12 protein-coding genes are annotated in these 12,207 nt (G+C 73.0%); 6 read left to right on the top strand and 6 right to left on the bottom strand.

The window, feature by feature from the left end:
• Nucleotides 1-195 precede the first annotated feature (195 nt).
• Together G495_RS21895 and G495_RS0115215 are read left to right on the top strand one after the other, a co-directional pair.
• Nucleotides 196-363 (top strand): hypothetical protein, encoded by a 168-nt coding sequence (locus G495_RS21895; protein WP_156939734.1) that lies wholly within the window; start codon nt 196-198, stop codon nt 361-363.
• A gap of 260 nt (nt 364-623) precedes the next feature.
• Complete coding sequence (locus G495_RS0115215; protein ID WP_028588460.1) at nt 624-1,061, top strand: arsenate reductase ArsC; 438 nt, start codon at nt 624-626, stop codon at nt 1,059-1,061.
• 97 nt (nt 1,062-1,158) lie between these two features.
• On the opposite strand, the gene G495_RS0115210 is transcribed toward G495_RS0115215, so the two are convergent.
• From G495_RS0115210 to G495_RS0115200, 3 genes are all read right to left on the bottom strand, one after another.
• Nucleotides 1,159-2,895: an FAD-dependent oxidoreductase gene (locus G495_RS0115210; RefSeq protein WP_028588459.1), complete on the bottom strand. Its 1,737-nt coding sequence runs from the start codon at nt 2,893-2,895 to the stop codon at nt 1,159-1,161.
• A 261-nt stretch (nt 2,896-3,156) separates the two neighbouring features.
• Nucleotides 3,157-4,035, bottom strand: a complete 879-nt coding sequence (locus tag G495_RS0115205; protein WP_051445444.1) for an adenine nucleotide alpha hydrolase family protein — start codon at nt 4,033-4,035, stop codon at nt 3,157-3,159.
• 97 nt (nt 4,036-4,132) lie between these two features.
• Complete coding sequence (locus tag G495_RS0115200) at nt 4,133-4,348, bottom strand: hypothetical protein (protein ID WP_028588457.1); 216 nt, start codon at nt 4,346-4,348, stop codon at nt 4,133-4,135.
• 157 nt (nt 4,349-4,505) lie between these two features.
• Here G495_RS0115200 and G495_RS20645 point away from each other — a divergent pair, with 157 nt between their 5' ends.
• Nucleotides 4,506-6,365 carry a diguanylate cyclase domain-containing protein gene (locus tag G495_RS20645; RefSeq protein WP_051445443.1) on the top strand — a complete coding sequence of 620 codons (1,860 nt, stop codon included), beginning with the start codon at nt 4,506-4,508 and terminating at the stop codon, nt 6,363-6,365.
• Between the two features lie 96 nt (nt 6,366-6,461).
• Nucleotides 6,462-7,049: a tetratricopeptide repeat protein gene (locus tag G495_RS0115190; protein WP_028588456.1), complete on the top strand. Its 588-nt coding sequence runs from the start codon at nt 6,462-6,464 to the stop codon at nt 7,047-7,049.
• 59 nt (nt 7,050-7,108) lie between these two features.
• Here the strand turns inward: G495_RS0115190 and G495_RS0115185 are convergent, their stop codons facing one another.
• A complete protein-coding gene (locus G495_RS0115185; RefSeq protein ID WP_028588455.1) occupies nt 7,109-7,528 on the bottom strand; it encodes a winged helix-turn-helix transcriptional regulator in 420 nt (139 codons plus the stop codon).
• 122 nt (nt 7,529-7,650) lie between these two features.
• On the opposite strand from G495_RS0115185, the gene G495_RS0115180 reads away from it, so the two are divergent.
• Together G495_RS0115180 and G495_RS0115175 are read left to right on the top strand one after the other, a co-directional pair.
• On the top strand, nt 7,651-8,259 hold the full coding sequence (locus G495_RS0115180; RefSeq protein ID WP_028588454.1) for a flavodoxin family protein: 609 nt from the start codon (nt 7,651-7,653) through the stop codon (nt 8,257-8,259).
• 260 nt (nt 8,260-8,519) lie between these two features.
• Complete coding sequence (locus G495_RS0115175) at nt 8,520-9,425, top strand: AEC family transporter (protein ID WP_028588453.1); 906 nt, start codon at nt 8,520-8,522, stop codon at nt 9,423-9,425.
• On the opposite strand, the gene G495_RS0115170 is transcribed toward G495_RS0115175, so the two are convergent.
• Both G495_RS0115170 and G495_RS19670 read right to left on the bottom strand, forming a co-directional pair.
• On the bottom strand, nt 9,422-10,576 hold the full coding sequence (locus tag G495_RS0115170) for a YibE/F family protein (RefSeq protein ID WP_035252573.1): 1,155 nt from the start codon (nt 10,574-10,576) through the stop codon (nt 9,422-9,424). The two genes, G495_RS0115175 and G495_RS0115170, sit on opposite strands and share 4 nt — an antisense overlap.
• The gene (locus G495_RS19670; RefSeq protein WP_035252679.1) at nt 10,573-12,042 is read right to left on the bottom strand and encodes an alkaline phosphatase; all 1,470 of its coding nucleotides are present in this window, start codon (nt 12,040-12,042) and stop codon (nt 10,573-10,575) included. Before G495_RS19670 ends, G495_RS0115170 begins: the two co-directional genes overlap by 4 nt.
• Nucleotides 12,043-12,207 lie beyond the last annotated feature (165 nt).

Genomic DNA, 12,207 nt, shown 5'->3' with positions numbered 1-12,207 from the left:
CCGGGGTCTCCTGTCTGCGCGGCGGCGGGTCTTGCCCGCCACCCTAGCAGACCGGCCGGGCCTTCCGCAATGGGGGCGCGCCTTTTCTCCCGGCCCCGCGCGGCGGGGGAGTTCGCGGCGCCCGCTCGGGCGCGGCGCGGGCACGGAAGTTGCTCCCGCCAGGGCCGGACTGCACATTCTTCCCGGAGGCCCCTCATGCGCCTGATTCTCGCGTTCCTCCTGCTCTCCGTGCTGGCCGCCTACGGCATCGACTCCTGGGCCCGCCCCCGGGCCACCGCCGCCGCCCCCCAGTGGCCGGGGCGGGTCTACGAGCGGCTGGAAGGCCGCCACACGCCCCTGTACTACCCCTGGGAACAGCGCTGACGGGCCGCGCAAAAAAGGTGCCACGCCGCCGGGGCAACCCGGGCCCGCGCGCCTGTCCCGGTCCGCACGGGCCGGATTTTTCCGCGCCGCCGTTCCGCCGGTTTTGAGCGGCCCGGAAAAGGCTCTTCCAGCAGCCGCAGAGGCGCCGGGCGCGCGGCGCCGTCGCCGTTTCGCCACACTGCTGCGCTACACTGGCGGCTGGTTCGCAGCGGCCCGTGGGCCGCGCGCGGGCCCAACCCTTCCGCCAGGAGAGGCGCCCCATGGACAAGCAACGCATCCTGTTCATCTGCGTGCACAACTCGGCCCGCAGCCAGATGGCCCAGGCCTTCGCCAACCACGAGCACGGCGACGTGCTGGAAGCCCGCAGCGCCGGGCTCGAGCCCGCCGCCCTGAACCCCCTGGCCGTGGCGGTCATGGCCGAGGCCGGGCTGGACATCTCGGCCCAGACGGCCAGCAGCGTGTTCGACCGCTACAAGGCCGGGGAAACCTACGACTACGTGATTACCGTCTGCGCCGAGGCCGAGACCAAGTGCCCGGTGTTTCCGGGCATCGCGCGGCGCCTGCACTGGCCCTTCGACGACCCCGAGGCCTTGGACGGCGATCCGCAGCGCAGGCTCGAAGGCGCGCGGCGCATCCGCGACGCCGTGCGCCAGGCCGTGGCCGCCCTGGCCGCCGAGGTCCGGGCCGCCAGGGCCTGAGGCCGGAAGCCATGGCCACGAACAAGCCCCCCGGACGATTGCGTCCGGGGGGCTTGGCTGTTGTCCTTCCGTCTGGGGCCGGGGCCGGGCCCGGGCCTCAGGGCTCGGTGCCGGGGTCGCCGGTCTCGTCGATGCCCGGCTCCAGCAGCCGGGCCAGGGCGTAGCCGCCCGCCACGTTCTTCAGGTCCGTGAAGCCGTTCTCGCGCAGCAGGAGCTGGCTCTCGTAGGAGCGCAGGCCCGTGTTGCAGAACACGTGCAGCCGCCTGTCGCGCGGCAGCTCGCCCATGCGCGCGGGCAGCTCCTCCTGGGGGATGGACAGCCAGCGGTGGGCGCCGTACTTGGCCTGGAACTTGCGGGCCACCTTGGGTGCGCGCACGTCCAGGACCAGGGCCCCGTCGTCCCTGACCAGGTCCAGGAAGGTCATGGCGTCCACGGGGTCGCTGTAGCCGTCGAGGATGTTCTTCATGGCGTTGGCCGCGGCGTTGACGATGTCCATGGCCGAGGCATAGGGCGGCGCGTAGCCCACCTCCAGGTTGGAGATGTCGTCCAGGTCGGGCTTGTGGGGCAGCAGCGCGGCCACGGCGTCCACCCGGGCCTTCACGGCGTCGCCCGCCGAGCCCACGGCCTCGATGCCCAGCACGCGGCGGGTGGCGCGGTCGGCAATCAGGCTCATGTACATCAGGCTGTTGCCGGGGAAGAAATGCGCCCGGTCGGCCATGACCACCAGCGCGGCCTGGGCGTCGAAGCCGAAGGCCCGGGCCTGCCTGAGGGTCAGCCCCGCGCGGGCCACGCCCAGCTCGAAGGCCTTGAGGCAGAACGTGCCCACCGCGCCCTCGAAGCGCTCGTTGCCCCCGGCCACGTTGGTGCCGATGACGCGGCCCTGGCGGTTGGCCAGCGAGCCCAGGGGCAGGTGCATGGTGCCGCCGCTGATCAGGTTGCGGACCTCCACGCAGTCGCCGCCCGCGTAGATGCTGGGGTCGGAGGTGCGCATGCGCGCGTCCACCAGCAGGCCGCCGAAGGGGCCCACGGCCAGCCCGGCCTCGCGGGCCAGGGCCGTGTTGGGCCGCGCGCCCACGCCGAAGATCACCAGCTGGCAGGGGATGTCGCCCTTGTCGGTCTTGACCGCGGTGACGCCGCCCTCGGCGTCGCCCAGGATGGCCTGGACCTGGGTCGAGGTGCGCACCTCGACCTCGCTCTCGCGCAGGTGATTCTCGACCATGCGCGCCAGCTCCGGGCCCAGGGCCTGGGGCAGCACCTGGTCGCACATCTCCACCAGGGTGGTCTTGATGCCCCACAGGGCGGTCAGGGCCTCAGCCATTTCCAGGCCGATGGCGCCGCCGCCGATCACCACGGCGGAGTCCACCTCGCCGGAGGAGATTTTGTCCTTGAGCAGCACGGCCTTGTGCAGGTTGGCCACGGTGTAGACCCCGGGCAGGTCCACCCCGGGCACCGGCGGCACGAAGGGCGTGGAGCCCGTGGCCAGCACCAGGGTGTCGTATTCCAGCTCGCGCTCCGCGCCCGTTTTGAGGTCGCGCACGCGGACCTTTTTGGCCCGGCGGTCGATGGCCAGGGCCTCGGTCTCGGTGGCCACCTGCACGCGCTTGTAGTGGCGGAAAAACTCGGGGTCGCGCACGGCGTGGTAGACCGTGGTGCACAGCTCCTTGGCGTCGGCCACGTCGCCGCTCACGTAGTAGGGGATGCCGCACCCGCCGTAGGAAATGATCGAGTCGCGGTCGATCATGGTCACCTGGGCCTCGGGGTCCAGCCGCCGGGCGCGGCAGGCGACCTTTGGCCCCAGGGCCACGCCGCCGATGATGACGATCCGTCTGGGCATGGGACTGCTCCTTTGCCCCGGGCGCCGCGCCGCCCGCCTGGGGGCGGGGCGACCCCGGGATGGGGTTCGCAAACGCCCTAGTGTGTAGTCCGCGCGGCCCGTTCTGGCAACCCCCTAGCCGTTGCTATCCTTTTAGAACCATAGGGAAAAGAGTTGAAAAATAAGCAAATACAGTCGGATATGAAAAAGAAGGCCGGGCCGCCCGGCGCCCGCCCGGCGTTACCCGGCCCACCCGGCGTCACCCGGACCGTCCCGCGCCCGCTAGCGGCAGACCCACAGCGCCGCGCCGCGCAGCAGGCGGAAGAGATGGTCCGCCGCCGTGCCCATGAACATGCCCGGCGCACGTTGCAGGCCCATGCCCGTGCGGCCCATGGCCACCACGGCGAAGCCCCCGGCCTCGGCCTCGGCCAGCAGGGCCGGGCCGACCTCCTGCCCCGGCGCGAGGTCCAGCACCCGCGCGTCCACGCGCCCGCGCTCCAGGCCGTTGTCCAGCAGCACGGCCAGGGCGGCCTCCTGGGCGTGGGCGGCCTCCTGCCCGGGGGCAGCCAGGGTCAGCAGGGTCACGCGGTGGGCGGGCTCGGCGGCGAGCATGAAGCCCACGTGGTCGGCCATGGCCAGGGACGAGGCCGAACCGTCCACGCACAGCAGCACCCCGCGCCGGGCGGGGTCGATGTCGCGGCAGATCCACAGCGGCGCCCCGGAGTGGGTTTCCAGCACGCCCCGGCCCACCTCGGCGCCGTAGGCGTCCTCCAGCAGGCCCAGGGCCTGGCGGCCAAGGACCACGGCGTCGTAGAGCCCCTTCTCGCCTTCCAGGATCACGTCCAGGATGCGGGCGTACTGGCGGAAGACGATCTTGGCCTCCATGAGGCCCGCGCCGAAGCCGCTGGCGCACAGGATGTCGCGGGCGCGCTCCACGGCCTCGTGGGCGGCGGCGCCCTCGCCCCCCGGGGCGCAGGTCACGGGGTGCACCGCGTCGCCCTGGTCGCCCCCCGGCCAGGAGGCGCGCGACACGGTGTGGAAGAAGGTCAGGCGCAGGGCCTGGGGCCGCGAGAAGAACGCGGCGACAAAGCGCGCGCCGTTCAGGGCGCCCGGGTCGTCGCCCAGGGTCACCAGCAGATGCTTGTGCAGGGTCTTGTGCATGGCGGACTCCTTTGCGGGCCTGTGGGCGGCGGGGGTTCCGGCGCGAGGGCGCGGGCCCGGCCCGCCTGGCGCGTGCCTGCGCAGGCGCCCCCGGCTGCTAGAGCAGTTCGGAAAGCCGCAGGGCGGCGGCGGCCAGGCACAGCACCGTCACCAGCCCCTGGAACAGCAGCGCCATCCAGAACCCGGAGGCGTTGGCCGCACGCTCCAGGGGCAGCAGCCGCGACTGGATCCGCCCCGTGCGCAGGGCCACGCGCACCAGGTTGGTGTTCACGACGGCCAGCAGCACGAGCAGCAGGGGCAGGACGTAATCCATGTGGGGAAACCTCACTGGTTTTCCCTGGCAATACACGGCCCGGCGGGCAGGCGCAACCCCGGCCCGCCCGGCGCCCGGCGGGAATTTCCACCCCGGCGCTTTGCTTTCCCCCGGTTCCGTGCTTACAATGCCCCGCAACATCCTTCCGGGAGCGTCCATGAACCGTTTCCTCAAGCACCTGCTGGCCGTGGCCGCCTACCTCGCCGCCGCCCACTTCGCCCAGGCCCTGGCCCCCCAGCCCGGGCAGGTGGCCCCGGTCTGGCCTGCGGCGGGCGTGGGCTTCTCGGCGTTGTTCGTCCTGGGCCCTGCAGCCCTGGGCACGGTGCTGGCGGCGGACCTGGCGGCCTCGCTGCTGGCTGGCGTCGGCCCGGGCACGGCCCTGGCCCTGGCCCTGTGCAACGCCCTGGGCCTGGGCCTGGGCGCGCTCCTGGCCCGGCGCACCCTGGGCGACAAGCAGCCCTTCGACGGCCCGGGCCGGATGGGCCATTTCCTGGTTTTCGGGCCCCTGCTGGCCTCGCTGCTGGCGGCCCTGGCCGGGGTGCTGGTGCTGGAGCGCGGCGGGGCCCTGTCTGCGGGCTCGGCCCAGGCGGCCTGGAGCTGGTTCCTGTCCGACTTCACGGGCATGGTCGTCATCGCGCCCCTGGTGGTAGCCTGGCGGCGCCATCCCCCGGGCCTGCCGCCCATGCTGCGCCATGCCGAGGGCGCCCTGCTGCTGCTGGGCATGGCCGTGGCGGCCCTGGTCGTGTTCGGCCTGCACCACGGCGAGGTTCTGCGCGACTACCCGCTGATCTTCGCCTTCATCCCGGTCATGGCCTGGGCCACCTTCCGGGCCGACTCGCGGACCCTGACCCTGCTACTGGCCCTGCTCTTCCCGGTCTCGGGGCTGGCCACCCACGCGGGGCTGGGCCCCTTCGGGCATCTGCCCCAGCCCATGGCCATGCACGTCATGCAGGTCTTTTTCACCGTGACCGTGGCCACGGCCCTGGTCATCCACGCCCTGTCGCGCGAGCGCAACCGGACCACCCAGGCCCTGGCCGACAGCCGGGCCGCCCTGCGCACGGCCCACGCCGAGCTGGAACGGCGCGTGACCGAGCGCACGGCCAAGCTCGACCAAGCCCTGCGGGAGTTGCGCGACGCCGAAGAGACCTACCGCACCCTGTTCGAGAACGCCGAAGAGGGCATCTACCGTGCCGACGCCTCGGGACGGATGGTGCGCGTGAACCCCGGCCTGGCGCGGATGCTGGGCTACGAATCGCCCGAACGGCTCATGGGCCAGACCTCCGACATCTGGCGCCAGATATTCGTCGGCGAGGATTCGCGCCGCAAGCTGTACGAGACCCTGGCCACCCGGGGCCAGGCCACGGATTTCGAGATGCCCGTGCGCAAGCAAAGCGGCGAGCAGATCTGGGTCAGCATGTCCGTGCGCCCGGTCATGGACCCCGAGGGCCATGTGCTGGGCATCGAGGGCATCGTGCAGGACATCACCCAGCGCAAGCTCTCGGAGGAGGAACTGCGCCGCCGCGCCACCCAGGACCCGCTCACCGGCGTGGCCAACCGCCACACCTTCGAGCGGACCCTGCGCCGGATGCTGGCCCAGGCCGCGCGCGGCGGCCCCGGGCTGGCCCTGCTGTTCATCGACCTGGACGACTTCAAGGCCGTCAACGACACCCACGGCCACCTGGCCGGGGACCATGTCCTGCGCGCCGTGGCCGCGCGCGTGCAGGGCCGCCTGCGCGAGGTCGATCTGCTGGCGCGCATGGGCGGCGACGAGTTCGCCCTGCTGCTGCACAACGTCAGCGACGCCCAGGCTGCGGACGCCGTGGCCCGCGACATCCTGCGCGCCCTGGCCGAGCCCGTGGAGTTCGAGGGCCGGCGGCTGACCGTGGGCGCCAGCGTGGGCGGCTGCCTGGCCAGCTCCCCGGCCGACACCGTGGACGACCTGCTGCAACGGGCCGACAAGGCCATGTACCGCGCCAAGCAGCAGGGCAAGAACCGCAGCCACATCGAGGCCGCCTGAGGCCGCCCGGACCACCCGGAACCCGCGCCCGGCCCCGGTATTGACCGACCAGCCCATTCGGGTATGGTGGGTCCACCTTTTTCCGGGAGGACCGACGTGAGCGAGAAGAAGAAGGAACCCCTGTCGCGGCGCGACTTCCTGTTCGGCGGGCTGCGCAGGCTGCGCGGGGAGGACCGCCCCGAGCCCGCCGCCCTGGCCGCCGCCACCCAGGGCGTAGCCCCCGACGCCGCCCGGCAGGCCAAGGAGGCCTTCCTGCGCGGCAACCAGGCCTACGCCGTGGCCGACTACGCGGCGGCCATCCCCGAATACCGCGAATGCATCCGCCTGTTCCCGGCGCACCTGGAAGGCCGCAAGCGCCTGGGCTACTGCCTGTACACCGCCGGGCAGTTCCTCCAGGCGCGCATCGAATTCGAACGCGTGCTGCGCGAGGCCAAGCAGGACAACTTCAGCGCCCTGTACCTGGGCCTGGCCTTTGCCCGGCTGGGGCAGCCCGAAAAGGCCGTGGCCGCCTGGCGCCAGTACCACAACACCGGCGAAGTGCGCATCATGCGCGAGCTGAACCTGCAGATCGCCCTGCTGGAATCCCCCGAAAAGCCCGACCTCGCCGACGTGGCCGAGGAGGTCGAGGAGACCATCCGCATCCGCAAGGAAGAGCTGCTGGCCGAGGCCGCCGGGGAGGCCTGACCCCCCCGCCCGGCCACCCGGGGCCCCGGCGCGCGCGGCGTGCCGGGGCCCCGGGCGGTTCAGGCCCCGGGGCGCCCAGGCTCGGGCTCCTGGCGCGGCTCGTACTCCCCGCCCGCGAAGGCCCCCGCCCCGGCCACGCGCTCCTCGTAGCGCGCGCCCCAGTCGCGCATGTCGCGCAGGATGGGCATCAGGCTGGCCCCCAGGTCCGTCAGGGCGTACTCCACCCGGGGCGGCACCTGGCGGTAGACCTCGCGGCGCACCAGCCCGTCGGCTTCCAGCTCGCGCAGGCAGCGGGTCAGCATGCGCTCGGTGACGCCGGGCAGGCCCCGGCGCAGCTCGCCGAAGCGCAGCACCCCGGCCTGGGCCAGGTGGTAGAGCACCACGGGCTTCCACTTGCCGCCGATGAGCTGCAACGTCAGCTCGAAAAAGCAGCGGTAGCGCCGCCCGTTGACTTCCTTCTCGCGGCAGGCTCCGGCCATGGCCGCCCTCCTTGCTATACTTTTTGATAGTACCTGTCTTTTTTGGCAGTACTTGCCATGTCGGAATCAAAGCATAATGAAGGAGGCACGCAAGTCAACCCAAACCCCGGAAGGAGAACGTCATGTACGCATTGGCCATCAACGGCAGCCCGCGCAAGGGCGGCAACACCGAGATCCTGCTGACCCACGCCCTGGCCCCCCTGGCCCGCGCGGGCTGGCAGACCGAACTGGTCGGCCTCTCCGGCAAGGCCGTCCACGGCTGCATCGCCTGCTACAAATGCTTCGAGAACAAGGATATGCGCTGCGCCGTGAAGAACGACGACCTGAACGACGTGCTGGAGAAGATCCTGCGCGCCGACGCGCTGATCCTGGGCACGCCGACCTACTTCACCGACGTAAGCGCCGAGATGAAGGCCCTGCTGGACCGCACCGGGCTGGTGTCCATCGCCAACGGCGCGGCCCTGCGCGGCAAGATCGGCGCGGCGGTGGTCGCCGTGCGCCGCGGCGGAGCCACCCACGCCTTCGACACCATCAACCACATGTTCCTGATGTCCCAGATGATCGTGCCCGGGTCCATCTACTGGAACATCGGCTACGGCCGCGACAAGGGCGAGGTCAACGCCGACGCCGAGGCCCTGGCCAACATGGAGCATCTGGGCCGCGCCGTGGACTGGCTGGGCCGGGCCATCGCGCCCCACCGCGAGGCCTACCCCCTGGGCGTGCGCCCCTAGCCCCACGCACCGCCGCATGGCGCCCCCGCTCCACCCCGGGGCGGGAGGCGCCATGCGGCGGCCTGCCCCCTGCATCTGCGCCGCCGCGAACCCCGGGCGCGGGCCATGACAACCAGGCGGCCCGCAGCCTCCTCAGCCGCCCCGATGCCCGAGCCCCCGCCCGGCGCCGCCGCCCGCCCCCTCGTCTCCGTTGTGCCCGCCGACCCTTTGGAGTATCAGGGCCTGTCGCCACGCCGCACCCCAACCCGCCGAGGCCTCCGATGCTCAACGCCCTGGTGCCCGTCTTTGCCGTGATCGTCCTTGGCCACGTCCTGCGCCGCGCGGACTTTCCCGGCGCAGGCTTCTGGGCCCAGGCCGAGCGGATGACCTACGTGCTGCTGTTCCCGGCGCTTCTGGTCAACACCCTGGCCCGGGCCGATTTCGGCGACGCCTCCACCCTGCCCATGGCCCTGGGGCTCATGGCCGGCCTGGCCCTGACCGGCGCCGGGCTGCTGGCCCTGCGCGGGCGCACGGGCCTGGACGGCCCGGCCTTCTCCTCGGTGTTCCAGGGCGGGGTGCGCATGAACACCTACGTGGGGCTGGCCCTGGTGGCGGCGCTCCACGGCCCCCACGGCCTGGCCCTGGCGGCGGTGGCCATGGTGGCCCTGATTCCGCTCATCAACCTGATGTGCGTGCCGGTGGTGGCGCGCCTGGGCGGCGGGGCCAACGGCCACGGGATGGGACTGGTGCGGGAGCTGGCGAAGAATCCGCTGATCCTGGGCTGCGTGGCGGGGTTCGCCCTGAACCTCTCGGGCCTGCGGCTGCCCGAAAGCGTCTACGAGGCCCTGGCCGTGCTGGCCCGGGCGGCCCTGCCCATGGGCCTGCTGGCCGTGGGCGCGGGCCTGCGCCCAGGGGCCCTGGGCGGCGCCCTGCGGCCCGCGCTGTGGGCCTCGGGAGCCAAGCTGGTCGTGCTGCCCCTGGCGACAGCCCTGCTGTGCCTGTTGTTCGGGGCCCGGGGCACGGCCCTGGACGTGGCCGTGATCTTCGCGGCCCTGCCCACGGCCACCTCGGCCTACATCCTGGCCCGCCAGCTCGGCGGCGACGCCGACCTCATGGCAGCCATCATCTCCGCCCAGACCCTGCTGGCGGCCCTGACCCTGCCCGTGGTCATCGCCCTGCTGGGCTAGCCGACCGGGCGCGCCGGGGGGTGCCGGGGGGCGAAGATCACCGCCCCGCACAGGGCCGTGAACGGCGCCACGGCCACCAGCCCGAAGGAGCCCGCCAGGGTCCGCAACACCTCGGCGGCCACGAAAACCAGATTGCTCGTGGTCGCCAGGGGCACGCCCTGGGCCATGAAGGCCATGAGCAGGGTCACAGCCCCGCCGCAGTAGGCCAAAAGCAGGGTGGTGGTCATGGTGCCGACCACGGCCCGGCCCACGCGCAGGCCCGAGCGCAGCAGTTCCCCCCGCCCCATGTCCGGCCTCTTGGCCGCCAGCTCGCCCATGCTCGCCGCCACGTCCATGGCCAGGTCCATCACCGCGCCCGAGGCGGAGAGGAAGACCCCGGCGGCGTAGATGCGCGCCAGGTCCAGGTGCTGGTATCCGGCGTAGAGCAGGGTTTCGGAAAAGGGCAGCACGGCCCCGTTCATGTGAAAGCGGGCCGTGAAGTACAGCGCCAGGGCGCAGGCCGTGCCCACGCCGAGCATGGTCCCGCAGAAGGCCGCCAGGCCCGTGCGCGTCAGCCCGGCCACCAGGAAGATGATGGCCGCCGACAGCAGTGTGGTCACCCCCAGGGTGGCCCACACCGGGTCCACCCCGCGCAGCAGCAGCGGCACCAGCACCTTCCACAGCACCACCCCCGCGAACACGAAGGACAGCAGCGCGCGGACCCCGGTCCAGCCCGCGAAGGCCACCAGCAGCGCGGCCAGGAGTCCCAGCAGCACCAGTTCCAGGTCCAGGCGGTAGTGGTCCTGCGGGTGGGCGAAGACCACGCGGCCCGCCTGGTCCTTGGTCAGCACCACGTGGGCCGTGTCGCCCGGGGCGAAGAGCTTGTCGCGCTCCATCTGCCCCAGCAGGGGGTTCACGGCCTCCAGCTCCAGGCCCCGCTGCGGGCCGGACAGCAGGCGCAGGGTCAGCCGCTGCTCGCCCACGGTCATCAGCCCCATGCGCTGGACCTGGGTGTCGTCCACGGCCAGCACCAGCGCCGGGCGCCCCTCGCCCTGCGCCGCCGGGGGCCCGGTGGGCAGCCAAGCCAGCACCGCCGTGAGCAGCGCAAAGGCCAGGGCCAGCACGGTGTCGCGCGACAGGCGCGGCGCAAGGGGGGGCCGGACGAGGCTCAAGGCAGGGCGGACGGCACGGTCCGCAAGGCGACGGTGCGGGCGGGCAGGGCCGGGCCGGGGCCAAGGCCCATGAGGGCCAGCAGCGTGCGGCCCAGGGCCGCGTTGTCGTAGGCGCCGCTGAACCGCTCCTGGCCCACGCCCAGGGCCGAGGTGCTCACCGGCACCCCGCTGTGGCGCTGGGAGGTCCAGCCCAGCCCGGCCTTGCGGCCCAGGATGCTGCCCAGGGCCACGACCAGCGGGTCGTAGCCGCCCGATGCGGGCGCCGGGCCGCCCCCGGCCGGGGAGCGGGCAAAGGCCGCGCGCAGCGTCTCCAGCTCGTGCGCGTCCAGGGCCAGGGGCGCGGCGCCGTCCGTGCCCAGGCCGAACAGCTCGCCCAGCAGGGGCAACAGGGCCTCGAAGCGCCCCAGGCCCGGGCCCCGGGCGAACCCGGGCAGCACCTCGTCGGCAAAGCGTTGCAGGGACATGCGCTGGTGGCGCAGCACCTCGGGAAAGGCCATGGGCCGCGTGCCCGACAGCGAGAGGGTCAGCCCTCCGCACTCGTGGTCGCCGGTGGCCACCACCAGCACCTGCCCGGGGCGGCTGGCGGCGAAGCGCGCAGCCACGCCCACGGCCCGGTCGAAGGCCAGGGTGTCGGCCAGGGCGGCGGCGGCGTCGTTGGCGTGGCAGGCCCAATCGATCTTGCCGCCCTCGACCATCATGAAGAAACCCTGGGGGTTATCCAGGAGTTCTATGCCTTTGGCCGTGAATTCGGCCAGGGTCACGTCCTCGGGAGTCATGTCCATGCTGTAGGGCAGGGACTGGCCGTCGCGCAGCCGGGCGTTGATGGCGATGGCCCGCTGCCCGGGCCGCAGCCCGGCCATGGCCTCGCGGCCCACGGCCACCTGCCAGCCCCAGGCCCGGGCCTGCCCCAGGGCGTCGCCCAGGGGGCTGCGGTCCCGGTTGCCCCCGGGGTCGCGCAGGCCGCCGCCGCCGAAGTAGTCGAAGCCGCTGGCCACCAGGGCACGGGCGATCTCGTGGTACTGCCCGCGCGAGGGCACATGGGCGTAGAAGGCCGCGGGGGTGGCGTGGTCCAGCGAGACGCTGGAGACGATGCCCACGCGCATGCCCCGGTCGCGCGCCAGCTCGGCCACCGAGGCCAGGGGGGCCAGGTCCGGCCCCAGGCCCAGGCGGCCCAGGCTGGTCTTGACGCCCGAGGCCAGGGCCGTGGCCGAGGCCGCCGAGTCGGTGACGAAGCTGTCGCTGGCGAAGGTCGTGGTCACGCCGTGGGCCGGGAAAGCGTCCATGGCCAGGGGGCGGCCCAGGTAGGCGGCGGCGGCGGCGCGCTGGGCGATGCCCATGCCGTCGCCGATGAACAGGAACACGTAGCGCGGCTCCTGCCCGCCCCTGGCGGCCCCCGGCAGGGCCGCCAGGGCCAGGGCCAGGACCAGGAAAAACAGGGCGGCGCGGCTTGCGCGGGGCATCGGCATCAGGGCCATGCGTGCTCCTTGGGGCAAAAGCCCCATGGTGCGAAGGACAACGAGGAAGGCGGCGCGGAAGGTGGGGTTCCGCGCCGCCCCTGTCCGCGAGGCTGGCGGAGGTTGCGGAGGTGGCGGACAAGTCCGCCCCTGTGGGGTGTGCCAGGACACGGTCTA

It is taken from the genome of Desulfocurvus vexinensis DSM 17965, from assembly GCF_000519125.1.
In the GTDB taxonomy this organism is placed as follows: Bacteria; Desulfobacterota; Desulfovibrionia; order Desulfovibrionales; family Desulfovibrionaceae; genus Desulfocurvus; species Desulfocurvus vexinensis.
Note: the sequence above shows the minus strand (reverse complement) of the source record. Positions and strands in the feature narration are given on the sequence as shown.

Excerpts from the sequence above, each read along its gene's own strand:
- G495_RS21895 (WP_156939734.1), top strand. The coding sequence starts at position 196 with ATGCGCCTGATTCTCGCGTTCCTCCTGCTCTCCGTGCTGGCCGCCTAC.
- G495_RS0115215 (WP_028588460.1), top strand. The coding sequence starts at position 624 with ATGGACAAGCAACGCATCCTGTTCATCTGCGTGCACAACTCGGCCCGC.
- G495_RS0115210 (WP_028588459.1), bottom strand. The coding sequence starts at position 2,895 with ATGCCCAGACGGATCGTCATCATCGGCGGCGTGGCCCTGGGGCCAAAG.
- G495_RS0115205 (WP_051445444.1), bottom strand. The coding sequence starts at position 4,035 with ATGCACAAGACCCTGCACAAGCATCTGCTGGTGACCCTGGGCGACGAC.
- G495_RS0115200 (WP_028588457.1), bottom strand. The coding sequence starts at position 4,348 with ATGGATTACGTCCTGCCCCTGCTGCTCGTGCTGCTGGCCGTCGTGAAC.
- G495_RS20645 (WP_051445443.1), top strand. The coding sequence starts at position 4,506 with ATGAACCGTTTCCTCAAGCACCTGCTGGCCGTGGCCGCCTACCTCGCC.
- G495_RS0115185 (WP_028588455.1), bottom strand. The coding sequence starts at position 7,528 with ATGGCCGGAGCCTGCCGCGAGAAGGAAGTCAACGGGCGGCGCTACCGC.
- G495_RS0115180 (WP_028588454.1), top strand. The coding sequence starts at position 7,651 with ATGTACGCATTGGCCATCAACGGCAGCCCGCGCAAGGGCGGCAACACC.
- G495_RS0115175 (WP_028588453.1), top strand. The coding sequence starts at position 8,520 with ATGCTCAACGCCCTGGTGCCCGTCTTTGCCGTGATCGTCCTTGGCCAC.
- G495_RS19670 (WP_035252679.1), bottom strand. The coding sequence starts at position 12,042 with ATGCCGATGCCCCGCGCAAGCCGCGCCGCCCTGTTTTTCCTGGTCCTG.